Source organism: Janthinobacterium sp. LPB2021202312-11-4 (genome assembly GCF_037049705.1).
Lineage (GTDB): Bacteria > Pseudomonadota > Gammaproteobacteria > Pseudomonadales > Pseudomonadaceae > Aquipseudomonas.
Genome location: NZ_JBAGKV010000003.1, coordinates 274,687 through 300,828, shown reverse-complemented (window position 1 = coordinate 300,828; position 26,142 = coordinate 274,687). Strand labels below are relative to the sequence as shown.

The following is a 26,142-nucleotide window of genomic DNA, read 5'->3' as shown; positions in this document are numbered from 1 at the left end:
GAATGATTGCCTAATCCCGCCGAACTGGGTTCAGCAGCCGTGGCTCGACAAAAGTAATGGCGAATTAGTAGCATGCACGTCCAAACGGAAGAACATCCAGGTTACTTCCCGATCACGGACGACTATCAATGAACAAAAGTGGTTACCTCTGCCTTGCCTTTATGACCGTGGTAGGCGGCATGAGCTTTTTCCTCCAGCCTGAGGCCGCACTGGCATCTTTCGCGCTGATCGCACTGTTTTCGTTTGGCTACTTCGTCTTTTATCTGATCAGAAACAACCTGCACCACGGCATCATCAAAAGCCTGTTGCTGTCGGTCCTGGTCATGGCCCTTGCCGTGATTCCGGTGCTGGGCTGGATCGTGATCATCGGTTTCGTCATCTACAACGTCTCCAAGGCCCTGGATGGCCTCAAAAGCCTGATCCCGGACGTGCTCGCCAGCCTGGTGATCTACGGCCTGCTGTGCTCGCGGCTGGCCTTCGAAATCCGCGACCCAATGGCCATCGCCCTGCTGGCCGGCGCCTACCTGATCGCGTCGATCCTCTACTGCCGCAGCCTCAACGGCCTCTCCACCGAACATGCGCTGTTCAAGATGAGCGTCATGTGGCTCTCGATCCCCTTCGCCGCCCTCACCATCATCTCGATCGTCTCGGCCCTGGGTAACCTGTTCCGCACCGTCAGCTCCACCATCACCCGCAGCGTCATCTCGCCACAAATGGTCTCGGCACACATGCGCGGTGGCATCCCCATCGACGCGTACACCCGTAACATCAGCACCAGCGTGACCAGCACCGTGACCAACATCGCCCCAGGCGCGGGCATTATCGCGGCGGGCGTCACCGGCGAAGTCGCGCAGAACGTGAAGAAAGAAAAGGCGTGATCACACGCCGCAATTTATAGGCTTAACCGTTTTTCGACAGGAAACCCTGCGCATGATGTTCAAAAAGCTTGAAACACCGACAAACAAGTTGGGATTCGTGGTGTTCTGCCTGTCGCTGGGGCTGTGTGTGTTTGCCTTTCTGGTGACCTACAGAACCTATTACCACTACGACGGGTATTGGCTGGCGCATCTGGTGTTTGATCAGTCGTACCAGTGGCAACAAACCACCTTCAAGTTTGGCCTTGCAGGGGCGGCGATCGGCGCGACGTTGGCCTGGAATTATCTGGAACTGGTGAAACGGGTTTATCACTGGGTCTGGAAAAACTGAGGCCGAGCTGAAGCGATGCACGCCAACGCCCCCACCTGTGCGCCGGCATGACTCAGGTGAAACACTGTCGCTCGCGCAAAAAATCCTCCAGGTCCCTGATCGGTAGTGGCCGGCTGAACAGATAGCCTTGCACCTGATCGCACCCGTTTGCCGTGAGGAACGCCAGTTGCTCAGGGGTCTCCACCCCTTCGGCGATCACTTGCAGGTTGAGGCTGTGGGCCAATTCAATAATGGTTCTGGCGATGGCCGCGTCCTGGGGGTTACTGGTCACTTCGCGGATGAAGGCGATGTCGATCTTCAGTTTGTCGATCGGAAATCGTCGCAGGTACGCGAGGCTTGAATAGCCGGTACCAAAGTCGTCGATGGACACCTTGACCCCCAGTTGTTGCAGGGTTTGCAAACTGGCGATGGTGTGCGACGTGTTCTCCATCAGCGAGCTTTCCGTCAGCTCGATCTCAAGCCAGTGCGGATCGATCCGATGGTCAATCAGCGCCTGCCGGATGCTGGCGATCAGATCACCTTCGATGATCTGGTGGCCGGAGACATTGACCGCCACCTGAAACGGCCCCTCCCCTGCGCGTTGCCAATCGGCGATTTGCTTGCACACGCGGGTGATCACCCAATTGCCGACCTGGGTAATCAGCCCGAGGCGTTCCAGCATGGGCACGAACACCGCCGGCGAGACATTGGCCTGCCCCGCACGCGGCCAGCGCAACAGCGCTTCCAGCCCGCACACACAGCCGTCGGCCAAGCTAATCTTGGGTTGGTAAAACAGCTCGAACGCTTCCTGCTTCACCGCTTCACGCAAGGCGGTTTCCATCACCTGTCGCGCCGATGCCTCTTCATTCATTTGCGCCGTGTAGAAACGATAAGTATCCCTGCCGACCTTCTTCGCCCGGTGCATGGCGGTATTCGCGTGCTTGATCAACCCATGTGCGTCGTCCCCGTCACTCGGGTACAGGGCGATACCAATACTGGCGGTCATCGCCGTTGACTGACCACCGAGCTGAAAAGGCTCGCGCATCGTGTCGCGTATGCGCTCGACGGTGTGCAGCGGGTCCGCCTGGCCCTCGCGAATCATCAGGATCAACGCAAATTCATCACCGTCCATGCGCCCCAATGTGTCACTCACATTAAGGCAGTTGGCCAGTCGCTGACCCAGCTCCGCCAACATTCGATCACCCAGCAGGTGGCCCCAGGTTTCGTTGACGCTACTGAAGTCGTCCAGATCGACGGTCACCACCGCCAGTTGCCAATGACTGAGTGCCGCTTGAGTCAGGCCCATTTGCAAGGTGGTGAAAAACAGATTGCGATTGGGCAGCCCGGTCAACGTGTCGTAATGGGCCATTTTCAGCATGCGCTGATCGGTTTCCTTACGCGCAGTGATGTCCCGCGCAATGCCGACGATGATCCAGTCATCCCCGGTTTTGTAGGCCTGGCGATGAACTTCTACCGCAAGCAAACTGCCGTCCTTGCAGCGGATACGGGTTTCCGTGGCTTCGTTGGGTACTTTGCCGGCGATGATCTGGTCATACAAAAATTCGAGCTGTTCGAGGGGGGCTTCGCTGAGATCGGCAGGTGTCTTGCACAACAGCTCTTGCGGGCTGTAGCCAAACACTTCGCAGGCACGTCGGTTGAACTCGATCACGCGCATGGTGCTGCGGTTGATCAGGAAAATAGCGTCGCCCGACGCGTCCATGGCCGAACGAAAACGCTCAAGGTCGATGGTGCGCTGTTGCAGTTGCTCTTCCAGCATCAGGCTGTGGCTTTTCAGATAATCGCCAAACGCTTTGAGCCGCAGCAGGTTGCGCACCTTGAGCCACAACTCGGCACTTTCCACAGGCTTGCTGAGGAAATCTTCAGCCCCCGCTTCCAGGCCGGAAATCCGCGCACTGTGCTCGCCGAGGGCCGACAGCATGATGATCGGGATGTTCGACGTGGCCTTGTTGGTTTTTAACTGGTGGGCAACTTCGAAACCGTCCATGCCCGGCATCATGATGTCGAGCAGGATCAAGTCCGGCGGTTGTTGCGCAACCATGAGCAGGGCCTCTTCGCCCGAACTGGCCGTTAATGTCTGATACCCCTGATTCTGCAACAGGATCTGCAGCAGTTTGCAGACATGGGGTTCATCGTCGACGATCAATAATGTAGCGGCAATATCGGACATGTAGAGAGCTCAAGTAGAGGGCTGTTGAGGCAGATTTTTTTGCAGCAACGTATCGATGACCCGGTAGAGCTCTTTGTAGCGTAACGGCTTGATGATGTAGGCATTGCAGCCCGCCAGGCGAGTTTTTTCCTCATCTTCCTTCATGGCCATGGCGGTGAGTGCAATCACCGGAATCGCCGCTGTCAGCGCATCAGTCTTGAGCAACGACGTGGCCTTCAGACCATCCATGCCCGGCAACTGGATGTCCATGAGAATCAGCGCCGGCTGAAGCTCACGCGCCAGCTTCAAGCCGGTTTCCGCATCCGACGCGCAAATGACGCTGTGACCGGCACTGGTCAGCAGCAACCGGGCCAGGCGCATATTGGCGGCGTTGTCTTCGACGATCAGGATTTCAGCCATGGCGCCTCCACATTGAGTGAGTCACGGATAGGCAACCACGCCACAAATCGGGCGCCTGTGCCCTCAAGACTGGCCACGGCGACACTGCCGCCATGCAGCTCGGTCAGTTGCTTGACCATCGCCAGGCCCAGGCCGGTGCCCTCGAATTTTCGCGCCAGACTGCTATCGATCTGACTGAAGGCCTTGAACAACTTGTCCATATCGCTCTGAGCGATGCCGATGCCCGTGTCGCTGACACTCAGCTCCAGAAATTCCTCATAGCCGCAGGCCTGGAGCAGAAAGCCGTGCGTTGGCCAGTCCCCCGCGACCGTGCCCACTTCATCCCTCGGAACCTGGCGCACCGCCAGGGTCACCACGCCACCTGGCGAACTGAATTTCACCGCATTGGCCAACAGGTTGTAGATGATCTGTTTGGTCTTGCGCAGATCGAGTTCGAAGGTGCCGAGATCGGTATCGGTGTCGAGTTTCAACTGGATACGTTGCAGTGCCGCCTTCTCGCGCACGATCAATAAACTGTTGCTCAGCAGGCTTTGCAGTTCGACGGGCTCCAGCTCGAGCTCCATCATTCCGGCTTCGACTTTGGACAGGTCGAGGATGTCATTGATCAGCGACAGCAAGTGTTGGCCGCTGGTGAAGATGTCGCCGATGTACTCGCGCTGCGTCTCGGACATATCACCGACCATGCCGTCCTTGAGCGCTTCGGAAAAGCCAATGATGGCGTTCAGCGGCGTGCGCAGTTCATGGGACATGGTCGCGAGAAACTCGGACTTCATGTGGCTGGCGTGTTCGAGCTCGATATTCTTCTCTTCCAGGGTGCGCTCGAAGCGCTTGCGCTCCGTCACATCCCGGGCGGCGGCAAACACACCTTGCAGCTTGCGGTCGCGGTCATGAAAGGTCGCCGCGTTATAGGAAACGACGGTTTCGGTGCCGTCGTAAGCGCACACGGTGAGTTCGTAATCACTGACTTTGTTTTCACTGAGTACACGCTTGATCGCCGCGTCGGCACGGGCCGGATCGGTGAAGAAGTTTTTGCACGGTGCGCCAATCAATTCGTCCCGTGTCCGGCCCGTCAGCGCCATCATTTGTTTGTTGACGTCGGTAATGATGCCCTGGGGATTGGTCATCATCAGGGCGTCGATGTTCGACTCGATCAGCGAGCGCGTATAAAACTGCTGATCGCGCAGACGCTGATCCAGCAAGGCCTGGGCGGCTTCTTCCTGCTTGCGCGCGGTGTTGTCGGTGCCGATCAGCAAGTAGCCGATGATGGTTTCGGTGCTGTCGCGCAACGAGGTGACCGACACCATCGCCGACAGCCGGCTGCCATCCTTGCGGATGTAGGTCAGTTCATAGATGTCTTCAATACCCCGGGACGCCTTGAACACCAGCGCTTCGAAACCTGGCGTGATCGGCGTTTTGAACTCCAGGCTGAGCGCCGTGGCCCGGCTAATCAATTCGTCGGCATCGGAAATGTCCGCCGGGGTGATCTGGTTGATCACGTCTTCGGACAGATAGCCGAGCATGCGTTCGGCGCCGACATTGAAGATCTGGATGACGCCTTTTTCGTCAGTGGCAATACTGGAAAAGTAGGCACTGTTGAAGATGGCATCTTGAAGAGCGCCGGTCTTGAGCAGGGTTTGTTGCCGGCGAAACTCAACAAGCTTCTCGGCTCGAGACTGCGGCTCGGTGGAAGGACGATCGACTGACGGTTTGTCCATTGATGCGTTTCCCGTTAACTCGCGAACCTGACCGTAATGACGGTGCCGTAAAGCGTGCTTACGGAAATCGCCCAAATGAGCGACTAGAGGTTTTTACACCATAGCAGAGGTGGTGCATTGAGGTTACGCAGGGAAGCTTTCATTAGTCTTTCAGGTCACGGGGTTTGTTGATCAGGTACAACGTGGGCCAAGTCATCCAAGTGGCGTGCACGCTGAATACCGTAGTGACAGAAAAGCCCGCTGACGGGTATTGGGTCAGCGGGGTTTTTACTGCACAACGGGCCAAGCGCGAGCAACCTCCCTCGCCACAAGGTAGTCGCCAATTTCAGATGTCGCGTGGCTTGCGAGAGCCAAATCCAGGCCACAAAAACGCCCACTGACCGTTACCGGTTCAGTGGGCTTTTCTCAATCAGGCTTCTACTTACAAAGCCATATCACTCGCAGCATTAGGCTTAACAGCCTTCGCCGGTTCAGCCGGAGCAGCCACCGGAGCCGCCAACTGCGGGATCGCCGGTGGCGGAGTCAGCTGCAACACCTTGGCGGTGTAAGCCCACTCCTCAGCCACTTTGGCCGGATTGCCGTTCAACTGAGTGCCATAGCTCGGCACGATCTGGTGCAGCTTTTCCTGCCAGGCCGGGGTCGCGACCTGATCCTTGAAGACCTTTTGCAGCACGGTCAGCATGATCGGAGCGGCAGTCGATGCGCCTGGCGAAGCGCCCAGCAGGCCGGCGATGGAGCCGTCAGCCGAAGCTACGATTTCAGTACCCAACTTCAGCACGCCACCGGCCGCTTCATCACGCTTGATGATTTGCACGCGTTGGCCGGCTTGCCACAGGCGCCAGTCTTCGGCTTTGGCGTTCGGGAAGTATTCTTTCAGGGCGTTCATGCGGTCTTCGTCGGACAGCATGAGTTGGCCGGCAAGGTACTCAACCAGTGGGTATTCCTTGATGCCGACTTTGGTCATTGGCCAGATGTTGTGGGTGGTGGTGCTGGTCAGCAGGTCCAGGTACGAGCCTTCTTTGAGGAACTTGGTGCTGAAGGTCGCGAATGGGCCAAACAGGATCACGCGCTTGCCGTCCAGGACACGGGTGTCCAGGTGCGGAACCGACATTGGCGGTGCGCCAACGGAGGCTTTGCCGTAGGCCTTGGCCAGGTGTTGTTCGGCGATGGTCGGGTTTTCGGTCACGAGGAACGAGCCGCCAACCGGGAAACCTGCGTATTCCTTGGCTTCAGGAATGCCGGACTTCTGCAGCAGATGCAGTGCACCGCCGCCCGCGCCGATGAACACGAACTTGGCGTCGGTTTCGGTGGTGGTGCCGTCTTTCAGGTTTTTGTAGCTGACGCGCCAAGTGCCGTCGGCGTTCTTGGTGATGTCCTGTACTTCGCTGGACAGCTTCAAGTCGAACTTCGGTGTGGCTTGCAGGTGCGCAACGAATTGGCGGGTGATTTCGCCAAAGTTGACGTCGGTGCCGATCGGGGTCCAGGTGGCCGCGATTTTCTGGTTCGGGTCACGCCCTTCCATCATCAGCGGGACCCACTTCTTGATCACTTCCGGGTCTTCGGAATACTGCATGCCGGCGAACAGCGGGCTCGCTTGCAGGGCTTCGTAGCGTTTTTTCAGGAACTTGATGTTGTCATCGCCCCACACGAAGCTCATGTGCGGAGTGGAGTTGATGAACGAACGCGGGTTCTTCAGCACGCCTTGCTGAACCTGCCACGACCAGAACTGGCGGGAGATCTGGAACGCTTCGTTGATTTCAACGGCTTTCGGGATCTGGACTTTGCCGTTCTCGTCTTCCGGGGTGTAATTCAGCTCAGCCAGGGCGGAGTGACCGGTACCGGCGTTGTTCCAGCCGTTGGAGCTTTCCAGGGCGACGCCGTCGAGGCGCTCGACCATTTCCATCGACCAGTCCGGTTGCAGCTCGTTGAGCCACACACCCAGGGTCGCGCTCATGATGCCGCCGCCAATCAGCAGCACATCGACTTTCTTTGCCTCTTCCGCGTGAACGGACGTGATCCCCATCGACAAAGCCAGCCCCAGCAGGGCCGTGTTGAGTTTTTTAAGCATCTGTAGCACCTATGATAAAACGCCATCCGCCCTTCCATCCTCAGGCATGAGGCCCCTGGTTCACGGCATGCAGGCAGCATGTTCGTGGGTTCCCGCACTTGAGGATTGGAGGGTGGGCACACAAGGCCGATTGTTCCATCGACCTCAGTTTATATGTCCCTACTGAACTGACTTTTTATCATTATTGGCTTCAGCTACTTGAGCGACATTGATCCTGTTGGCACGTCTCAAGGACGCACTAACTGAATAGGTCAAAGCAAGTTGGCGCGCAGAATATCACGACACGGCAAACCCGCGCGTCTGGTTGCGACTTGGTGGTCTGTGTCTGTACCGGGGTTTATCGGCTTTTCTTTGCAAAACGTGACAAAAAATCGCGCCGATTGGGCGTAATACCCGTCAAATCACAGCGCCGCAAATCCCCGTAGGAGCTGCCGAAGGCTGCGATCTTTTGATCTTCGGGCCTGCAAGCCGCCGAAGGGCAAGATCAAAAGATCGCAGCCTTCGGCAGCTCCTACGGGGGGGTCGGGTGTTGTGTGATCAATTGCTGCAAGCTCAACGCATTGCCAAGGGCAAACCCGCTCGCCGTGTTATCAAAAATGCACCAGGTCTCGGCACCCGCCTCCACCGACATCCGGATCTTCGCCGCCAACGCCTGCAATCGACTCAGCTCATAGTCACTGTAATAAATCCGTGGCGAACCATGCAGTCGCCAATAACGTATACCCGACCATCCTCCCGGCGTGGTGCCACCGGTGACCGGCGATGGGTCGGCCGCGACCCGCCCGACCCTGTGCTCGATCAGTAAACCGTTAGCCCCTCGCCAGGATTCATGCCGGGGTTCGAGCACCACTGCGCCTTCGAACCGTTGGCGAAGCGTGCGTAAAAACGCCGCCACAATGGCCGGCTCATAAGCCAGGGACGGCGGAAGCTGGATGAGCAGACAACCCAACTTGTCGCCCAATTGCAGGCATTGCGACAGGAACTCATCGAGCAGCCCTTCGCAGTGTTGCAAGCGTTGAACATGGGTAATGAGCTTGGGCACTTTGACCGAAAAACGAAACGCTGACGGCACCGACTCGGCCCAGCGTCGATAGGTTTGCGGCTGATGCAGACGGTAGAACGAGCTGTTGATTTCCACCGCCGTCAGTTGCGTCGCGTAACGCTGCAAGTGGGTGCCCGACTCGGGGAACAGCGCACCGTGGTCCCGGGGCACGCTCCAGCCGGCGGTGCCCACATACGACTCAGACACGGGACTAGGTTCCACCCCCAGCGCCCACAATGGAACTGGCAAACGCAACCCCCGCTTCACGCACCAGCACGCGCCATTCCGAGCCATTGATAAGCCCGGCGCGCTCCATCTCATCGGCGGCTTTCAGCAGTTCGTCGTAGTGCTCTTCGCTGTCCATGCGGATGTCAGGCTGGCGCAGCAGTGTGTACCAGGCGGCCAAGGCTTTGCGCTTTGCTTCGTCGTTCATGGTCAGGCTTCCTCGGGTCGTTTTCCCTTGGAAGCGTTGAGCCGAATCGCCGTTCCTCGCGCCCGACAGATGGCGGCAAACACCGGAATCGCTGGCTGCCCTCGCTTTAAAATATTTGCCAAGTTGTACGATGACTGACAAACTAACCAACTTCGATCACTCACAACAACAAGGAAACCCCCATGACAAAAGCCAAACTGCTGATCGGTTTTTTCTGTCTCTTCAGCGGCTACATCGCCGCTGCCCCGGCTGCCGCTGAGAAAGACGTGGCGCAAGCGGTCGATCACCTGACCCAAGCCATGCTCCACAAAGACATCCCGGAGCTGCAAGCACTGACCGCCGCCAATCTGAGCTATGGGCATTCCAGCGGTAAAATCCAGGACAAGAAAGACTTCATCGCGGACATCGAAACCGGCAAAAGCGCATTCAAAACCCTGGAAATGCAGAACCAGACCATTACCGTATCGGGCGATACGGCGCTGGTCCGCCACCACTTTTCCGGGCAGACGCTCAAGGGCACTGAAGTGGTGCCGACCGAGATCGAGAACTTGCAGGTCTGGCAGAAACAGCACGGCAAATGGTTGCTGGTGGGGCGTCAGGCATTTCGTATCTGACGGAGGTGATGGGCTCTGCCGTGTGTGTGCGGCGGAGCGTTACAGGTATTAGATCAGCGGAGTCTGGTCTGTCGCCTTCGCGAGCAAGCCCGCTCCCACAGGGGATTTGTGCATGACACAAGTCCAATGTGGGAGTGAGCTTGCTCGCGAAGAGGCCCTCAAAAACACCCCGATTTTCGCTTAGAGCCGAAACCGATCCACCGACTGTGATAGCTGCCCCGCCAGCGTCGATAACTCGTCCGTGGTCGAAGCCGTGCGACCAATCACCTTGCTGTTGTCCTCGGACATCCCCGCAATCATCTCCACCTGATGGGCGATTTCATTGCTGGCCAGACTTTGTTCGCCGATGGTGCGGCTGATGTCGTTGACCAGTTGCGTGGTGTTCAGCGTGGCTTCGAGAATCTCGCGGATGGCGCGCTCGACATCGGCGGTCACGGCCATGCCTTTGTCGACCTGGGCAACGCCGGCCTCCATGCTGGTCACCGCCTCGCGGGTGCTTTGCTGGATGCGCGCGACCATCGCGGCGATTTCCTGGGTGGAGGCGCTGGTGCGCCCGGCCAGACTGCGGACTTCGTCAGCCACCACGGCAAAACCACGACCCTGTTCACCGGCGCGGGCGGCCTCGATGGCGGCGTTCAGTGCCAGCAGGTTGGTCTGATCGGCGATGCCCTTGATCACCTGGATGATGCTGAAAATCCCCTCGGATTCCTTGTCCAGTGTGCGGATCACTTGGGCCGATTGCTGCGCCGAGCGAGCAATGCCGTCCATGTCGCTGACCACTTGATGAATCACCTTACCGCCGTCCTTGGCCAGCTCTTCGGCCTGGTTGGCCATGTTCAGCGCGCGGTTGGCGTGGCGGGTGATTTCTTCGATGCTGGCGGTCATCTCACTGGCGGCGGCAGCCATGGTGCTGGCGGCAACGCTTTGTTGCTGGCTGCTGCCGGCGACTTCATGACAGCCATTGCTCAATTGCTGGCTCATGCCACTGACGCCGTGGGCGTTGCTGCGCACCACTTCGATCATGCCGCGCAGATCGCGTTGCATGGTTGCCAGGGTGCGAATCAGGGTGCTGGCTTCGTCGGTCCCGGTGGGCTCGACGATCGGCTCGCTGAGGTTGCCGTGGGCGATGCTGTCGGCGATCCGGCTGGCGGAACGCAACGGCCCCAGGATGCTCAGGATCACCCAGCGCCCTTGGGCCAACAGCAGCAACAGGCTGGCGACGAGGACACTGCCGAGCGCGATGTTGGCGCGGCTGATGGCGTGTTGAGTGTTCTGGCTGGCGGCTTGGGTGTTGGTTTCGATCAGCTCGCTGAGCGCCGACATCTGGCCTTCCAGTTGAGTGAACGCCGCATTGAACGTGCCCAGTTGTTGTTGCGCCGCCTCCGGATTGTCCAGCGCCAGTCCGACGATCCGTTCCGCCGCGCTGATGTACGTGTCGAGGCTCGGCTTGACCTTGTTCAGGCCCGCCATGATGGTGTCGTTGACCGGCAGCTTGAGGTTCTCCCCCACCACCTCGCGAAACCGCGCCGCATGTTCTTCGATGGAACTGTGCACCTCGGCCTTGCTGCTGGTGCTTTTGCCCAGGCCCACCAGCATCGCCGACAACACATCGGCGCGCAGGGCATCGTGCATCATGTCGGCTTCAAGGTGATTGCGCAGCGCGGCCATGCCGACCTCGCTGTCATTTACTGCTTGCGCCATCTGAGTGTTCCCCAGGTAACTGACCAGGCTCATGATCAACGCCGTGAGCAGACCGGTCCCCATCAACAGAAGCAAACGTAATTTTATGGACACCTTGTGGTTCCCCTGTTGGATGCGGCGAATGGCAGCTCTGAAAGGGTTATCGACTCCACCCCCTGCTTATTGAAGCCTATTTCCAAACGCACGTTGGTTTTAGCCCCCGGTAGGAGCTGCCGAAGGCTGCGATCTTTTGATTTTGCTTTCAAAAACAAGATCAAAAGATCGCAGCCTTCGGCAGCTCCTACGAAGTTGTGTGCCGCGCATGGAACTCCTGAGCCCCGGCGCACCTCCTAAGTTATGTGCTACTTCCTATTTGCTATCCGCTGTTGGAGGACGACGCCATGCGCCGCATGCTCTTCATTACTTCGCTTATGTTGTGTCTGCCCATTGGTTCAGCCTTCGCCGTCAGCGGCAAGGACGTCGCCACGTCGGCAGGTGTTTCCGCATCGCTGTACTCGACATTCAAAGACCACAAAATGGTGATCCCGGCCCGGGATGACGTTTCTGCATTTGTCGCCAGTGACGGCGCGATCCGGGGCGTCTACATGGAGGCGGTGCTGCAGCAGATCCGTCAGGACAACCCTGGGCTGAACGCCACTGATGCCGACTTGGCCAACGCAATCCTCGTTCAGTACGAGGGGCCCGTCGCTCACTAGCCGTGTGCTCGACCGCGTGGCTGACAAGGGCAGGCCGACAGGGATGCCTGCCCTTGGAGCGCGCTTGAACGCTATGGGCAAAACCGATCAAGGGCCTCTATGATTGAGCCCATGACGACCTCTGCTCCGATCCGCTCCCCCTGCCCACCCGGCGCCTGCATTTGCGGGCGCGACCCGTTGCTGGAAACACCGGGCGCGGATGTGCGCATCCTGTTCCTGACCCGCCAGGAAGAGAAACGCCTGCTGGAGCGTCTGGAAAACCTGCAAAGCTTGGCCGACCTAGAACGCCTGCAACAGCGCATGTTCGATCAGTTGGGCATTCGCATTGCGATGGTTCCCAGCTTCAACGAAGTGCGCACCATGCGCGGCATCGGTATCCAGATCGACGAACTCCCCGGCTTATGCCGCAAGACCCGCGCCGCGATTCCGGCCGCCATTCGCCGCAGCCTGGAGAAGCGCCCGGAGATTGCTTACGAACTGCTGAACGCCAACGACTTGCTGCGCGATGCGTGAGTGTTTCACCGCCGCATCACTGGCCTGGAAAATCGTTCCCGTAGCCGAGAAACAAGATCATTGGTCATAAGCCAAGGGCGCATGCCTGATATGCCTGTTCGTGGGAGAACGGGGTGCACGCCAGCCAGGAACACGCTGGAAACGCAGGCGGAAGTTCAAGCGGCGTTGACCAATGAGCAAATGGGGCCGCTATTGGCCGCGCCCCTCGGCAAGTGACCTTAACGCAAGCGGCGAGCCTCCAGCTCGCCGCTTTAAACATCCGCGCGTCCATTCACAGATTGCGGACTTACAGGAACCAGCGGTATTCCCGAGTGCTGATCTCTTGCTGGAACGCCAGATGATCCTGGCGTTTGTTCTCGCAATACACATCAACGAATTCCGCCCCGAGCCCTTCGCGCAATTGCGGCTGATGCTGCATGGCGCGCACGGCGTCGAGCATTTCCAAGGGGAAATCGATACCGCTGTCGCGGTCGTCGTTGAGCGAAGGGATCGGTTCCTGCGCCGCGTCGAGCCCGCACTCCAGGCCCACCAGAATCGCCGCCAGCACCAGGTACGGATTGGCATCGGCACCGGCGAGGCGGTGTTCGATGCGCAGGTTTTTCGCGTCCGACTCGGGAATGCGCAAGCACGCATCGCGGTTCTCGAACCCCCAGCTCGCTTTGGTTGCCACGTTTACCGTGCCGGCCATGCGCCGCAGGGCGTTCTGGTTCGGCGCAAAAATCGGCATGCAGTGCGGCAGCAATTCCAGGCAACCGGCCACCGCATGACGCAGGGATTGTTGGCGATTGGCGGCCAGCAGGTTGTTGCCAGCGGCGTCATAGAGGCTGACGTGCACGTGCATGCCACTGCCGGGGTGCTGCAAGTAAGGCTTGGCCATGAAACTGGCGCGATAGCCGTGCTTGAGCGCGACCCCGCGTGTGCTGCGGCAGAACAGCGCCGCCCAATCGGCAGCCCGCAGGCCGTCGTCCAGGTGACCGAAGTTGATCTCGAACTGCCCAGGTCCCAACTCAGCGGTAATCACCGTGGTATCGATACCCTGGACCCGCGCCGCTTCGACCATTTCATCAAGGACCGGAGCAAAACGTGAGAGCCGTTCGATGTGCATGTTCGGTTGATCATCGGCATCGTCGGTCAAGCCGTCGCGGGGAAACTGCGGCAGGCCATCACGCAGTTGTTTGTCGAACAGGTAGAACTCCAGTTCGAACGCCACCACCGGATGAATGCCTTTGCCGGCCAGCCGCGCCAGGACTTGCGCCAGCACTTCCCGGGGTTCGAACTCAATCGGCTTTTCGGTGCCGTCCGAGGTGATCAGCATCTGGCCCAGCGACTGTGCTTCCCAGGTCACGGGTTTGAGTGTGCCGGGCACCAAACGGCGTACAGCATCCGGGTCGCCGTCGTGGAAGCAGTAATCGCCGATCTTGAACAACCCACCTTGCGCGCCCAGCAGCACACAGTTTTGCGGCAGTTTGAGCGCGCTGCCGGCGGCGACCTTTTCCAGCATCTCGACGGGGTAACGCTTGCCGTAGAAATGCCCCGGAATGTCCAGGGAAATGAGGTCGACGTAACGCACCTCGGGGTAGCGTTGGCGAAAGGCGCGCACTTCGGCCAGCAGGTCAGAGCAAGCAGCATCCATCGTTGGTGTTCCTTGTGTTGTTATCAGGTGTAGACCCACAGCACTCGCGTGAGCTGCTCGGTGAGGTTGCCGTAGCGGCAACGGGTGTGACTGTCGAATTGGAAACTGTCCCCGGCCCGCAACGTGACCGGTTCGTCGTCATCGCCAAGCCATAGCGTCAACTCGCCTTCGAGCACATAGCCGCCCTGCTCCGAGCTGTCGCTCAAATGCCGGTCGCCGCTGCTGGCCCCGGCCTCCAGATGACTTTCGAGCATCGAGAACGACGCTCTCATCTTCGGCGAGACCAGAATGTCGGTGATGCCGTTGGCGTAATACAGGGTGCGGCGTTCGTCCGGGCGGGTGACCCAGGGCAACTCTTTAGGTTTGGGCAAACTGTAGAAATAGGTGGTCGGCACGCCCAGGGTTTCGCTGATGGCCGTCAAGTCGGCCACCGTTGGCCGGGACAAGCCGCGCTCGACCTGAGACACAAACCCCACCGAACGGCCGATTTTGTCGGCCAGGTCCTTGAGGGTGTATTTCTTGTGCTTGCGCAGGTCGTGAATGAGGATCGCGAGTGCGGCGATTTCTTCTTGCTTGTTCATGCCTGGGCTTCCGGAAAATGACTCATCAAATGCTGTCGCGCAGCCGATACCAGGCCTTGCCGATGGCTTCCAGCGGCGCGGCCAGGTATTTACCGCCGGGGAAGCTGCCATTACTCAGGCCCTGATACAACGCCAACTCATCCGGCCGGCCGAGAATCGCATCGGCCACGGCGCGGGCGGCGGCCAGGGTCGGCAGCACGCCGTGGCCGGAGTAGCCCTGGAGCCAGTAGCGGTCGCCCTGACGACCGATGTCCGGCGTGCGGTTGAGGGTCAGGTCGATGTGCCCGCCCCAGGCGAATTCCAGCTCGACACCTTTGAGCTGCGGGAAGACCCGTTCCAGAAACGGTCGAGTGGCCCCGGCGATGTCTTTGGGCATGCCACCCAGGTAGGTGCAGCCACCGCCGAACAGCAAGCGGTGGTCCGGCGTGCGGCGGAAATAGTCGAGGACGAATTGGTTGTCGGTGACGCAGACATTGCTCGGCAACAGCGCGCTCGCCTGCTCCGGTGCCAGGGGCGCGGTGGCCACCTGATAAGTGCCGACCGGCAGTACGCAACGAGCGAGTTTGGGATCGAGTCGATCGACATAGGCATTACACGCCAGCACCAATACGTTCGCCCGAACGCGGCCGTGGGCGGTGTTCACCACGAATTGCCCGCCCTCCTCGCGATACTCCAGCGCCTGGCTTTGTTCATGGATAACGCCGCCGGCCTGTTCAATGGCGGCGGCGAGGCCGAGGGCCAGTTTCAGCGGGTTCAAATGCCCGCCTTCGGGGTCGTAGAGCCCGGCCTGATAACGCTCACTGGCCACCCACTGCGGCAGTTGTTCGCGGGGGATGAACTGCAAGCCATCGTGGCCCCATTTGTGACTGGCCTCCTGCTGCCACTCGGTCAACAGGCTGACCCGCCGGGGCATGACCGAAGTCCACAAATGCCCGGCGCGATAATCGCAGTCGAAACCGTGGCGCCCCGGCAATTCACGCAACTCCTGCGCCGCCCAGCGCATGCCATCCCACAAGCGTCGCGCGCGTTCGTAACCCAGCGCGGCTTCCAGCGGCGGCATGTCACACGACCATCCGAGAATCGCCTGGCCGCCATTGCGCCCCGATGCCGCCCACGCCACCCGACTGGCTTCCAGCAACCTCACACGCTTGCCCGCCAGGGCCAGGCGCAACGCCGTGTGCAATCCACTGAAACCCGCGCCGATGATCAAGACATCGGTGTCGTGTTCGCCTTTCAGTTCTGGCCGAATCGTCAGGCGATCAGCGCAGCTGTGGGCGTAGTAACTGGCGACATGCTGGGTGGATTGCTGAAACATGAGCGGTTCCGTGAAATTATGTTTTTATAATTTCATGAAAAACTACAGCATAAATTTCACACGAGCAACGTCGAAATGTTGATTTCATCGACATTGGTGAAGGCCGGCGACGATAAACCGTGGCACAACAATTTATTTTCTTGATATTTCGAGCTTCATACCTAGGCTCCTTCTGGGGATTCAAACATCGAGCGAGGATTTACCGGGGGGCTCATCTCGACACATTGATTAATGTTCGCAGGAGCTCGGCATGAACCGTAAAGCACTATCTACCGCATTTGCCGCAACGGCATTGCTGTCAATGATGACAGTGCCCATCACCGCAATCGCTGCCGACAAGCCGCCCCCGAACATCGTGGTGATCATGGGCGACGACATTGGCTGGTCCAATATTGGCGTCTACAACCAGGGCATGATGGCAGGCCGCACACCCAACCTCGACCAACTCGCCAATGAAGGCATGCGCTTCACCGATTACTACGCCGAGGCCAGTTGCACGGCCGGGCGCGCCAACTTCATCACCGGTGAACTGCCGATCCGTACCGGCATGACCACCGTCGGCCAGGCCGGCTCGCCCATCGGCATTCCCAATGAAGCCGTCACCATTGCCACCGCACTTAAATCCATGGGCTACGCCACCGGCCAGTTCGGCAAAAACCACTTGGGCGACTTGAACCAGTTCCTTCCGACCGTACACGGCTTCGACGAGTTCTTTGGCTACCTCTACCACCTCGACGCCATGGAAGACCCGGCGCACCCCAATTACCCGCAGGATCAACTGGAAAAATTCGGCCCGCGCAACATGGTCCACAGTTGGGCGGCAACGAGCGATGACGCCACGGTCATGCCGCGCTGGGGCAAGGTCGGCAAACAGAAAATCGAAGACGCCGGCACGCTCTATCCGGAGCGGATGAAAACCGTCGATGACGAGATTCGCGACAAGGCCTTTGCCTTTGTAGACAAGGCCAAACAGGACAACAAACCGTTCTTTCTGTGGCTCAACCCGACCCGCATGCACATCGTCACGCACCTGTCGGACAAATACGAAGCGCTGCGTAATTCGCAAAATGGCTGGTCGGAACAGGAAGCCGGCATGGCACAGCTCGACGACATCGTCGGTGAAGTCATGGCCAAGCTGAAAAAAGAAGGCATGGATGACAACACCATCGTGGTGTTCACCACCGATAACGGCGCAGAAAACTTCACCTGGCCGGACGGCGGCACCACTCCGTTTGCCATGGGCAAAGGCACCGTGATGGAAGGCGGCTTCCGGGTGCCGGCGATTGTGCGCTGGCCGGGCAATGTACCGGCGGGCAAGGTCGCCAACGGCATCATGTCCGGCATGGACTGGTTCCCGACCTTTGTCGCGGCGGCGGGCAACCCCAACATCACCGAAGAACTGCTCAAGGGCAAACAACTCGGCGACACCACCTACAAAGTTCACCTGGACGGCTACGACCAGACACCGATGATCACCGGCAAGGGGCCATCCAATCGGCATGAAATCTTCTACTTTGGCGAAAGTACCCTGGGGGCGATTCGCATCGATGACTTCAAGTACCGCTTCATCGATCAACCGGGCGGCTGGCTCGGGCCAAAGGATCAACCGGACATGCCGATCCTGACCAACCTGCGGCTCGATCCGTTCGAACGCATGGGCTGGGCGGAAAATCTGTCGGCCAACGGTTCGCTCTCGTACTTCGAATGGTTCAAATACCAGTTCTGGCGTTTTGTGTTTGTGCAGGATCAGGTGGGCAAACTGGCTATGACGGCGGTGGAGTATCCGCCGATGCAGAAAGGCGCGAGCTTCAACCTTGAAGCGGTCAAAGCCAAAATCGAAGCGGCGCGGGCAGCGATGTCCAAATAAGCAGTCGGGTTCACGGGTGGTCGCTGATTGCCACCCGCCTTCCTGAAACATAAAGGGGAACTCACATGCAGATAAAACCGTGCACCCTGCCCGCCGTCACCCTGCTCGCCCTGTGCTGCCAGCACGCTTGGGCGGGCGGGATCATGCTCTACGAAATCGGTACCGACAACGCCGGCCTGGCCAATGCCGGTGCCGCTGCCCGGGCCCAGGGGCCCTCGACCATCGCCAGCAACCCGGCGGGCCTGAGCTACTTGCACGGCACGCAAATCACCGGTGGCTTGCAAGTGCTCTACGGCAACCTGACGTTCAATCGCGACGCCAGCACCAACGGCACGGGCAGCGGCAGCGGTAACGCCCTCGACCCGATTCCCGGTGGCAGTTTCTTTATCAGCCATGAACTGGATGAGCACTGGAGCGTCGGTTTCGGCTCCTACGGCGACTTCGGGCTGGCGGCCAATTACGACAACGACTGGTCCGGGCGTTACTTCGCGCAAAACGCCAGCCTTGGCGGTTTGTCCCTGGTGCCCAGCGTGGCCTACCGCTTCAACGAGCAGTGGTCGGTGGGCCTTGGGGTGAAAGCCATGTATGGAATGCTGCAAACCCAGACCGCCATCGACCGCTCGCCCTTGGGCCTGACCGACCGCAGCGACGGGCAATTCAAATACCAGGACACCACCTGGGGTTACGGCGCCAACCTGGGGGTGATCTACGCACCGCAACCGGGCACGCGGATCGGCTTGGCCTACACCAGCAAGGTCGATCTGGATTTCGAGGATCGACTCAACGTCCACGGCGACGGTCCGGCGCTGCGACGGCTGGACGGCCTGAACACCAAGCTCGACATGCAGGTGCCACAAACCGCGACCCTGAGCCTGTTCCAGCAACTCGATGCGCAATGGGCATTGCTGGCGTCGGTCAACTGGCAGGACTGGTCCGAGTTCGGCGACGTGGCGGTGCAAATCGACACCACCGCCCTCGGCGCGCAATCGACCACGGTCAACGCCCATTACAAAGACACTTGGCAACTGGCCCTCGGCGCCCAATACCAGGCCACGCCGCAACTGTTGTGGAACGTCGGCGTCGCTTACGACAGTAGCGCCGTCTCGGACGCCAATCGCACCTTCACGGCGCCCATGGGCGAATCCTGGCGGCTGGCGACCGGGGCCACGTATGCGTTGAACAAGGACACCGACTTCAACGTCAGTTGGGCGCTGGTCTGGCTCGGCGACATGCCGGTCGATCAAACCAAATCCACCTCGGGCATTCGAACTTCCGGCCAGTTCGACAACGCCTGGATTCAAGCCCTGACCGGCAACATGACCTGGCGTTTTTGAACTACCGTTATCGAAAAATAACGACTTACCCCACGGAGCACACACCACCATGAACCTGTCCCGAAAATTGTTCGTCGGCGCCGCGCTGGCCAGCCTGTTGCTGGGCGGTTGTACCTCCAAAGTCACTGACCAGGCGCAGTACTCGGGCTTCTTGCCCAACTACAACAACCTGCAGGAAGTGACCACCCCCAGCGGCGGTAAAGCCATGCGCTGGGTGAGCCCGTCGTGGAACCCCAATGCCTATGACACCGTGGCTTTCATGCGACTGGAGCTTTATCCGGCGCCAAAACCCAATGACCGGGTCGACGCCCGGACCCTGGAAGAGTTGCAGAACTACATGACCAACAGCGCCAAGGGTGTGCTTGGCCAGAAATACCGCGTGGTCAGCAGCGCCAAAGCGGCACCGGCAGGTTCGAAAACCCTGGTGGTGCGAGCAGCGATCACCGGTGTGACCGCCGCCAACGAAGGCATGCAATGGTATGAAGTGGTGCCCGTGGCCGCCGTGGTTGGCGGGGTCAGCGCGGCCTCCGGCCATCGCACCCAAGACACCACGCTGTTCCTGGAAGCCGAGCTGGTTGATGCCAGCAACAATCAGGTCGTGGCCAAAGTCGTGCGCAAGGTGTTCGGCGAACAATTGAGCAATTCCAGCCAGAAAATCACCGTCAATGACTTCAAAGCGGCGATCAACAAACTGACCGCTGATTTGCAGGCATTCATCCGCTAACAACAGCACTGCTCCCCACGTAGGAGCTGCCGAGTGAAACGAGGCTGCGATCTTTTGATCTTGATTGTGAAAAAACAGATCAAAAGATCGCAGCCTCGTTTCACTCGGCAGCTCCTACGCGGGGGAGGTTTGTGGTTAGGCGGCGGGGCCCTTGGCCTGCTGCTCCAGATGCACTTGCAACTGCGGGTCGATCTTCAGCGCTGCGGCCAGTTCATCCAGGTAGTTGCGCTCGGCGTCTTGCTGGTCGTCCACCACCATCACGCTGGCCAGGTACATTTCGGCGGCGATGGCCGGGTCGGTGGCCGACCGCGCCACATCGGCGGCGTCCAACGGGCGGGCGACTTCGTCGTCGAGCCATTGCTGCAATTGTGGATCGTCGGTGTGGCGACCGATTTCGGTGCTGATCATCTGCTTCTCTTTGTCGTCGATCCGACCGTCAGCCTTGGCGGCGGCGATCAAGGCGCGCAACACGGCGTGGCTGTGGTCCTCGATTTCCGGGCCGGACAGCAAATCGGCGGTGCGCGGCGGCTGTTGCGGCGCGGACGCCTGGCTGCGCTGCCAGGTTTGATACGCCTGGAATGCCATCATCCCGAGGGACGCCAGCGCCGCGTAATTGGTGCCGCCCGAAGAACGGCTCTGGGTCGAGCCGCCCAAGGCAGAGCCACCGCCCAGCAACCCTCCGAGCAAGCCACCCAGCCCGCCGCCGCCCGCACCGGAACCGGCGCCACCGCCCAACAGGCCACCGAGCAAACCGCCGAGACCGCCCAAGCCGCCCTGGGAAGACCCAGCACCGCCGCCCTGTTGCGACATCGAGCCTTGGCCGGCCCGCAGAAGTTGTTCGAGCAAATCAGTGGTGTTCATGACGACATCCTCATCAATAGGCATGGCTTAAATCGGCTGTAAGTCAGCTGCAAATCAGTCAAGCAACAATAGTCCCCGCCAGCCATTGCGCCAGCACCGTCGGGCCGACTTGAACCCGCGCTCACACTCCTGACAGAAACTGACACTGCCCTCTTCTATGCTGCGCCAAACCCATCACGGAGCCGCCCCATGATCACGCCTCGCTACCTGCTGCTTTTTGTCGAAAACCCAGCCGTCAGCGCACGTTTCTACGAGTTTCTGCTGGACCTCAAACCCGTGGAAGAATCCCCGACCTTTGCCCTGTTCGTGCTCGATGGTGGTTACAAACTCGGCCTCTGGGCGCGGCATACCGCCGAACCCGCCGTAAACATGACCGGCGGCGGCATGGAGCTGGCGTTTCCCGCAGAGTCCGCCGAACAGGTTGATGAGCTGTTCGGCAAATGGTCCAGTCTCGGCTTGAGTATTCTGCAACCACCTACCGAGCTGGATTTCGGCCGCACCTTCGTTGCGCTGGACCCGGATGAGCATCGGTTGCGCGTGTTCTTTCCTCGCTAAACCGGTTGCACGAGGGGCCTTGCATCCAGTAAACAGCCATGCAGATTTATCCGGGGTATTTCTTGGCGGCAGAGCTAAGATCTATAGGTGGTGAACCTTATCCCCGGATTCCCGGTCGATACCTGCAACCCGACCCGGTTTGCCGACGCCCCCAATAGAAGGGTGCTGACTGGCTTGCTTCACTTTTTGGAGAACGCCCCCGTGATATCGACCGTACACATCGCCAGGCTCAAAGCATGGGGCGCCCATGGTTTTACCGCCACCGGCGTGGTCACCGCTTTCCTGGCCACCCTCGCCTTGCTGGAAAATCAGCCGACCAATTGCCTGCTGTGGCTGGGCGTGGCCCTGATCGTCGACGGACTGGACGGTGCATTGGCGCGCAAGGTCAATGTGCAATCGGTGCTGCCGAGTTTCGACGGTTCGATCCTCGACCTGGTCATCGATTACCTGACTTACGTGTTTATTCCGGCGCTGTTTATCTATCGTTACGTGCCGCTGCCGGATTACACGCTGCTGCTGACCGTGTCGCTGATTCTGGTGTCGTCGCTGTTCTGCTTCTGCAACGTCAACATGAAGAGCAAGGACAACTACTTCCAGGGCTTCCCCGCCGCCTGGAACGTCGTCGCGCTGTGCCTCTACATCATCGCCCCGTCGCCATGGGTGACGCTGTTGACCGTCATTGGCCTGGCGCTGCTGACCGTGACCCGGATGAAATTCCTGCACCCGTTTCGGGTGCGCAAGTTCATGCCGATCAACATTGCCGTGACCGCCATCTGGTTGCTGTGCAGTTTGTCGCTGGTGATCAATCACCCGCTGATCAACCCGCTGGTGATGGGGCTTTGGCTGCTGATGTCGGCATATTTCCTGGGGATCTGTATCTGGCGCACGGCGCTGGAGTGGTTCGACAGCTCCCGCCACAAGTAAGCGCCCATGGCCATTCATATCGTGCGACTGGGCTCACCCCGTGGGCCCGATGAAGGCCTGCGTTTGGGCACGGTACGCCGCCCGCCTCGCGGCGTGCCGAAAGCCGAATTCGCCAGTCGGGATTTTTATGACGTCTGGCAACCCCTGCTGTCCCCCAGCCCGGAACTGGTCGCCGAAGCGAAAGCCGCCCAAGACGACAAGGCCTGGGCCTCGTTCAAACGCAAGTTCAAGACCGAAATGAACCACCCGGCCCCCAGCCAATTGCTCGACCTGCTGGCGGCGCTGTCTCACCAATCGTCGCTGGCCCTGGGCTGTTACTGCGAAGACGAGGCACACTGCCACCGCTCGGTGCTGCGCGAATTGCTGCAAGCCCGGGGCGCACAAATCATCTGACTCCCCTCTGTAGGAGCTGCCGAAGGCTGCGATCTTTTGATCTTCGACGGCTCCTAAAAGATCAAGATCAAAAGATCGCAGCCTTCGGCAGCTCCTACGGGGATCGAGTCAGGTTGCGGGGATTATGGGGTAATCGCGACTTTCATCACGCCGTCGCGCTGATGGCCGAACAGTTCATACGCGGCTTCGATGTCATCGAGTTTGAAGCGGTGGGTCACCAGCGGCGACAAGTCGACCCCGCCGCTTTCCACCACCGCCATCAACCGGCGCATACGCTCCTTGCCGCCGGGGCACAGGGTGGAAACGATGCTGAAATCCCCGAGCCCGGCGCCAAAAGCGTCGAGGGGAATGCGCAGGTCGCTGGAATAAACCCCCAGGCTCGACAGACGTCCGCCCGGGCGCAGAACCCGCAGCGCCGACTCGAAAGTGCCCTGGGTGCCGAGCGCTTCGATGGACACGTCCACACCGCGCCCATCGGTCAGCGCCATGATCTGCTCAACCACGTCGCCGTCCTTGAAGTTGACCACATGGGTCGCGCCCAGGCGTTTGGCCACGGTCATTCGTTCGGCCACGGCATCGACGCCGATGATGGTGGTCGCGCCCTTGAGCCGGGCCCCGGCCACCGCGCAGAGCCCGATCGGCCCGAGGGCAAATACGGCGACGGTATCGCCGATGTTCACTTCGCCGCGCTCCGCCCCGGAAAACCCGGTGGACATGATGTCCGGGCACATCAGCACTTGCTCATCCGTCAGGCCATCAGGGATCGGACACAGGTTGGCCAACGCATCCGGCACCAGCACGTACTCAGCCTGGCAGCCATCAATGGTGTTGCCGAACTTCCAGCCACCGGCCGCGCGAAAGCCATGCCGAGTGTCCGGCCCGTCCTGAGAACCGCAGCCACACAGGCACGCGTAACTTTGCCCGCTCGGGGTGATGGCCCCGGCAATCACCCGCTGACCTTCGACAAACCCGCGCACCTGCGAACCCAGGCGTTCGATGACGCCCACCGGCTCATGACCGACGGTCAAGCCTTTGGCCACCGGGTATTCGCCGCGCAGGATGTGCACGTCCGTGCCGCAGATCGTGGTGGTGGTAATTCGGATCAGTGCATCCAGCGGACCGACCTCGGGGATCGGTTTGTCTTCCAGCACGATCCGGTTCTTTTCAACGAATATCGCCGCTTTCATCTTCGCCATGATGATGCCCTCCAGTGGTTGCGCCTGCGCTTGAGTTCAGCACGAACCCCAGACTGCGCCGAGGTAGCGGACCGGAGGTTGATCGATGTCAATGGTTATGGGGGCCGACGCTGCAACCGGGCGCCGGTCAGACTGGCGGCTGACCAACACAAAAAAGCGCTACCGGCTGACGGTTTTCACCCAGTTCCAGTGCACGTTTCATTGCCGCATCGTCAAACCCCATTACCACGACAGAGCCCAGCCTTTGCGCCGTCACGGCCAGGTACATGTTTTGCGTGACCGCACCGGCCTCGAAGTCGACATAACGCGCGCCCCTCAGGCCATCCGCTTGCTGTTCGGCAAAGTGCTGGAGTGCCAGATCGCGATTGCTGATGATCACCACCACGAAGGCGGCGTTTTCCAGCCAGGTTTCATCGCCCAGCGCGGCTGAATTCAGAACCCCGGCCTCCAGGTGAGGGCCGGACAACGTGAGCTGTGCCAACTCTGGGTCGAAGGTATAGAAGCCGGATGGCAGCCCTGAGACCTGCCGAGCGATAACGCCCAGGGTCAATGGATACAGAGCATGTGCCGAGGGCGCCGCACGTTTGCCCTCTAAAGAAGTGCGCCCCTGCCCGGCAGACAGGATATTGAGCAAGGCACTCAAAGGGACAGGTTCACCGGTGTAATGTCTGATACTGCGCCGACGGGCGAGCAGGCTCAGCAGGGCTGTTGTCGTCAAAGCATCCATTGCACGTGCATCCTGATTTTGCGGAACACCGATTAAAGCAGAGTGGACAGGCCCCGTCCCATGCAGGTAGCGTCGCCCCTTCCATTTGAAGGCCCCACCATGCCCCTCATCGTCGAGTACAGCAACCCGCACCACCGCGCCGCCGTCATCCAACTCTGGGAAACCGCGTTCGGCTACGAAACCGCGCACAACACCCCAAGCCTGGTGATCGACAAGAAACTGGCTGCCGCTGACAGTCTGTTTTTTGTGGCGCTGATGCAAGGCGTGGTTGTGGGGACGGTCATGGCGGGATACGACGGCCATCGTGGCTGGCTCTACTCGGTTGCGGTGGATCCGGCGCAACGCCGACAAGGCCTGGGCGCCAGCCTGGTGCGCCATGCCGAGCAGGCACTGACAGCGCGCGGGTGCCTGAAAATCAACCTGCAGATTGTCAGCAGCAATGACAGCGTGAAAGGTTTTTATGCGTCGCTGGGCTACGCGGTCGAGCCGCGCATCAGCATGGGCAAGAAGCTAGAGGCGAACATCCCGAACTGAGCCCCCCGTAGGAGCTGCCGAAGGCTGCGATCTTTTGATCTTGATCTTTTGACCTTGACCTTCAAAAGATCAAGATCAAAAGATCGCAGCCTTCGGCAGCTCCTACCGGGGGGCCTTATTCAGCGTCGGGTGATGACCACTTCCAGGTATTCACCTGGCACCACCAGCGATGCCTCCGCGGCGCGGTTCGTCCGGTTCAGCAGTTCGGTAAAGTCCCTTTCCAGTGCCATCGCGCCGTCAACCGGCAGCGCCGCGAACGCCTTGTGGACCGGCCCGTACCAGGCGCGGAAGGTGTCGATGAAGTGTGCCGCCGAGCGGTAGCGAAAGTTGAAGGTTCGGCGGGTGACCTGGGTCAGGAAGTCGTGGTCGTCGAAGTGGCTGTGCAACCAGGCTTCATCGCCCCAGTTCGAGGGCGGCTGGGCTCCGGGCGGTGGCGGGACGTGGCGGCCGAGGGTCTTGAACATCTGCCCGACAAACCCTTCCGGCGTCCAGTTGGCCAGGCCGATGCGCCCACCGGGGCGACAGACCCGCGCCAGTTCCGTGGCCGCCTTGGCCTGGTCCGGGGCGAACATCACGCCGAAAGTCGACAGCACCGCGTCGAAACTGGCGTCGTCAAAGGGCAGCGCTTCGGCATCAGCGACCTGGAAGGTCACCTCCAGATGCTCGGCCCGCGCCCGGTCCTGGCCGCGTTCCAGCAGCGCGGCCACGTAGTCGGTGGAGGTCACGTCGCAGCCCCGGCGGGCGGCGGCCAGCGTCGCATTGCCGTTGCCGGCGGCGACGTCCAGCACACGCTCGTCGCAGCGCAGGTCGCAGGCTTCGGCCAGTTGCTCGCCGACAATCTGCAACGTGGTGCCGATCACGGCGTAGTCGCCGCTGGCCCACGCGACCATTTGGCGATTTTTCAGGGCAGTCAGATCAATAGGTGTACTCATGAAGTGTGGCTCC

26 protein-coding genes are annotated in these 26,142 nt (G+C 60.0%); 12 read left to right on the top strand and 14 right to left on the bottom strand.

The window, feature by feature from the left end; all coding sequences use genetic code 11:
* Positions 1-179 precede the first annotated feature (179 nt).
* Both V5E99_RS05375 and V5E99_RS05370 read left to right on the top strand, forming a co-directional pair.
* Complete coding sequence (locus V5E99_RS05375; protein ID WP_499801489.1) at positions 180-878, top strand: hypothetical protein; 699 nt, start codon at positions 180-182, stop codon at positions 876-878.
* A gap of 52 nt (positions 879-930) precedes the next feature.
* On the top strand, positions 931-1,206 hold the full coding sequence (locus tag V5E99_RS05370) for a hypothetical protein (RefSeq protein ID WP_499801488.1): 276 nt from the start codon (positions 931-933) through the stop codon (positions 1,204-1,206).
* A 52-nt stretch (positions 1,207-1,258) separates the two neighbouring features.
* On the opposite strand, the gene V5E99_RS05365 is transcribed toward V5E99_RS05370, so the two are convergent.
* The 6 genes from V5E99_RS05365 to V5E99_RS05340 form a co-directional block, all read right to left on the bottom strand.
* A complete protein-coding gene (locus tag V5E99_RS05365) occupies positions 1,259-3,373 on the bottom strand; it encodes an EAL domain-containing response regulator (protein WP_499801487.1) in 2,115 nt (704 codons plus the stop codon).
* Between the two features lie 9 nt (positions 3,374-3,382).
* The gene (locus tag V5E99_RS05360) at positions 3,383-3,772 is read right to left on the bottom strand and encodes a response regulator (protein WP_499801486.1); all 390 of its coding nucleotides are present in this window, start codon (positions 3,770-3,772) and stop codon (positions 3,383-3,385) included.
* Complete coding sequence (locus V5E99_RS05355) at positions 3,757-5,487, bottom strand: PAS domain-containing sensor histidine kinase (protein WP_499801485.1); 1,731 nt, start codon at positions 5,485-5,487, stop codon at positions 3,757-3,759. The genes V5E99_RS05360 and V5E99_RS05355 overlap by 16 nt, the downstream gene beginning before the upstream one ends.
* A gap of 421 nt (positions 5,488-5,908) precedes the next feature.
* Complete coding sequence (gene mqo, locus V5E99_RS05350; RefSeq protein WP_499801484.1) at positions 5,909-7,555, bottom strand: malate dehydrogenase (quinone); 1,647 nt, start codon at positions 7,553-7,555, stop codon at positions 5,909-5,911.
* 511 nt (positions 7,556-8,066) lie between these two features.
* Positions 8,067-8,804 carry a DUF72 domain-containing protein gene (locus V5E99_RS05345; protein WP_499801483.1) on the bottom strand — a complete coding sequence of 246 codons (738 nt, stop codon included), beginning with the start codon at positions 8,802-8,804 and terminating at the stop codon, positions 8,067-8,069.
* A gap of 4 nt (positions 8,805-8,808) precedes the next feature.
* Entirely contained in the window at positions 8,809-9,030 is a 222-nt protein-coding gene (locus V5E99_RS05340; protein WP_499801482.1) for a hypothetical protein, read from the bottom strand.
* A 182-nt stretch (positions 9,031-9,212) separates the two neighbouring features.
* On the opposite strand from V5E99_RS05340, the gene V5E99_RS05335 reads away from it, so the two are divergent.
* On the top strand, positions 9,213-9,644 hold the full coding sequence (locus V5E99_RS05335) for a nuclear transport factor 2 family protein (RefSeq protein ID WP_499801481.1): 432 nt from the start codon (positions 9,213-9,215) through the stop codon (positions 9,642-9,644).
* A gap of 180 nt (positions 9,645-9,824) precedes the next feature.
* Here the strand turns inward: V5E99_RS05335 and V5E99_RS05330 are convergent, their stop codons facing one another.
* Positions 9,825-11,438 carry a methyl-accepting chemotaxis protein gene (locus tag V5E99_RS05330; RefSeq protein WP_499801480.1) on the bottom strand — a complete coding sequence of 538 codons (1,614 nt, stop codon included), beginning with the start codon at positions 11,436-11,438 and terminating at the stop codon, positions 9,825-9,827.
* Between the two features lie 287 nt (positions 11,439-11,725).
* Between V5E99_RS05330 and V5E99_RS05325 the strand changes: the two genes are divergently transcribed.
* Entirely contained in the window at positions 11,726-12,040 is a 315-nt protein-coding gene (locus tag V5E99_RS05325; protein ID WP_499801479.1) for a DUF2388 domain-containing protein, read from the top strand.
* 111 nt (positions 12,041-12,151) lie between these two features.
* Positions 12,152-12,553, top strand: coding sequence for a hypothetical protein (locus V5E99_RS05320; RefSeq protein WP_499801478.1), 402 nt, complete (start codon positions 12,152-12,154; stop codon positions 12,551-12,553).
* 286 nt (positions 12,554-12,839) lie between these two features.
* Here the strand turns inward: V5E99_RS05320 and V5E99_RS05315 are convergent, their stop codons facing one another.
* Genes V5E99_RS05315 through V5E99_RS05305 form a run of 3 tightly spaced genes read right to left on the bottom strand, consistent with a single transcriptional unit; the run spans position 12,840 to position 16,082 of the window.
* Positions 12,840-14,186 carry a glutamine synthetase family protein gene (locus V5E99_RS05315; RefSeq protein ID WP_499801477.1) on the bottom strand — a complete coding sequence of 449 codons (1,347 nt, stop codon included), beginning with the start codon at positions 14,184-14,186 and terminating at the stop codon, positions 12,840-12,842.
* A gap of 23 nt (positions 14,187-14,209) precedes the next feature.
* On the bottom strand, positions 14,210-14,767 hold the full coding sequence (locus tag V5E99_RS05310; protein ID WP_499801476.1) for a helix-turn-helix domain-containing protein: 558 nt from the start codon (positions 14,765-14,767) through the stop codon (positions 14,210-14,212).
* A gap of 25 nt (positions 14,768-14,792) precedes the next feature.
* Positions 14,793-16,082, bottom strand: a complete 1,290-nt coding sequence (locus V5E99_RS05305) for an NAD(P)/FAD-dependent oxidoreductase (RefSeq protein WP_499801475.1) — start codon at positions 16,080-16,082, stop codon at positions 14,793-14,795.
* A gap of 250 nt (positions 16,083-16,332) precedes the next feature.
* Between V5E99_RS05305 and V5E99_RS05300 the strand changes: the two genes are divergently transcribed.
* The 3 genes from V5E99_RS05300 (at position 16,333) to V5E99_RS05290 (ending at position 20,007) form a co-directional block, all read left to right on the top strand.
* Positions 16,333-17,949 (top strand): arylsulfatase, encoded by a 1,617-nt coding sequence (locus V5E99_RS05300; RefSeq protein ID WP_499801474.1) that lies wholly within the window; start codon positions 16,333-16,335, stop codon positions 17,947-17,949.
* A gap of 65 nt (positions 17,950-18,014) precedes the next feature.
* Positions 18,015-19,283 carry an OmpP1/FadL family transporter gene (locus V5E99_RS05295; RefSeq protein ID WP_499801473.1) on the top strand — a complete coding sequence of 423 codons (1,269 nt, stop codon included), beginning with the start codon at positions 18,015-18,017 and terminating at the stop codon, positions 19,281-19,283.
* A 49-nt stretch (positions 19,284-19,332) separates the two neighbouring features.
* Positions 19,333-20,007 (top strand): DUF3313 domain-containing protein, encoded by a 675-nt coding sequence (locus V5E99_RS05290; RefSeq protein WP_499801472.1) that lies wholly within the window; start codon positions 19,333-19,335, stop codon positions 20,005-20,007.
* Between the two features lie 135 nt (positions 20,008-20,142).
* On the opposite strand, the gene V5E99_RS05285 is transcribed toward V5E99_RS05290, so the two are convergent.
* Positions 20,143-20,868: a tellurite resistance TerB family protein gene (locus V5E99_RS05285; protein WP_499801471.1), complete on the bottom strand. Its 726-nt coding sequence runs from the start codon at positions 20,866-20,868 to the stop codon at positions 20,143-20,145.
* A 189-nt stretch (positions 20,869-21,057) separates the two neighbouring features.
* On the opposite strand from V5E99_RS05285, the gene V5E99_RS05280 reads away from it, so the two are divergent.
* The 3 genes from V5E99_RS05280 to V5E99_RS05270 all read left to right on the top strand — a co-directional run bounded on the left by V5E99_RS05280 (position 21,058) and on the right by V5E99_RS05270 (position 22,740).
* A complete protein-coding gene (locus tag V5E99_RS05280; protein ID WP_499801470.1) occupies positions 21,058-21,423 on the top strand; it encodes a VOC family protein in 366 nt (121 codons plus the stop codon).
* 201 nt (positions 21,424-21,624) lie between these two features.
* Positions 21,625-22,347: a phosphatidylcholine synthase gene (gene pcsA / locus V5E99_RS05275; RefSeq protein WP_499801469.1), complete on the top strand. Its 723-nt coding sequence runs from the start codon at positions 21,625-21,627 to the stop codon at positions 22,345-22,347.
* 6 nt (positions 22,348-22,353) lie between these two features.
* A complete protein-coding gene (locus V5E99_RS05270; protein WP_499801468.1) occupies positions 22,354-22,740 on the top strand; it encodes a DUF488 domain-containing protein in 387 nt (128 codons plus the stop codon).
* Between the two features lie 122 nt (positions 22,741-22,862).
* Here V5E99_RS05270 and V5E99_RS05265 read toward each other — a convergent pair whose 3' ends face one another.
* Positions 22,863-23,936 (bottom strand): NAD(P)-dependent alcohol dehydrogenase, encoded by a 1,074-nt coding sequence (locus tag V5E99_RS05265; RefSeq protein WP_499801467.1) that lies wholly within the window; start codon positions 23,934-23,936, stop codon positions 22,863-22,865.
* A 127-nt stretch (positions 23,937-24,063) separates the two neighbouring features.
* The gene (locus V5E99_RS05260; RefSeq protein ID WP_499801466.1) at positions 24,064-24,663 is read right to left on the bottom strand and encodes a SagB/ThcOx family dehydrogenase; all 600 of its coding nucleotides are present in this window, start codon (positions 24,661-24,663) and stop codon (positions 24,064-24,066) included.
* 99 nt (positions 24,664-24,762) lie between these two features.
* Between V5E99_RS05260 and V5E99_RS05255 the strand changes: the two genes are divergently transcribed.
* A complete protein-coding gene (locus V5E99_RS05255) occupies positions 24,763-25,197 on the top strand; it encodes a GNAT family acetyltransferase (RefSeq protein ID WP_499801465.1) in 435 nt (144 codons plus the stop codon).
* Between the two features lie 119 nt (positions 25,198-25,316).
* On the opposite strand, the gene V5E99_RS05250 is transcribed toward V5E99_RS05255, so the two are convergent.
* Positions 25,317-26,129, bottom strand: a complete 813-nt coding sequence (locus tag V5E99_RS05250; protein ID WP_499801464.1) for a class I SAM-dependent methyltransferase — start codon at positions 26,127-26,129, stop codon at positions 25,317-25,319.
* Between the last annotated feature and the right edge of the window lie 13 nt (positions 26,130-26,142).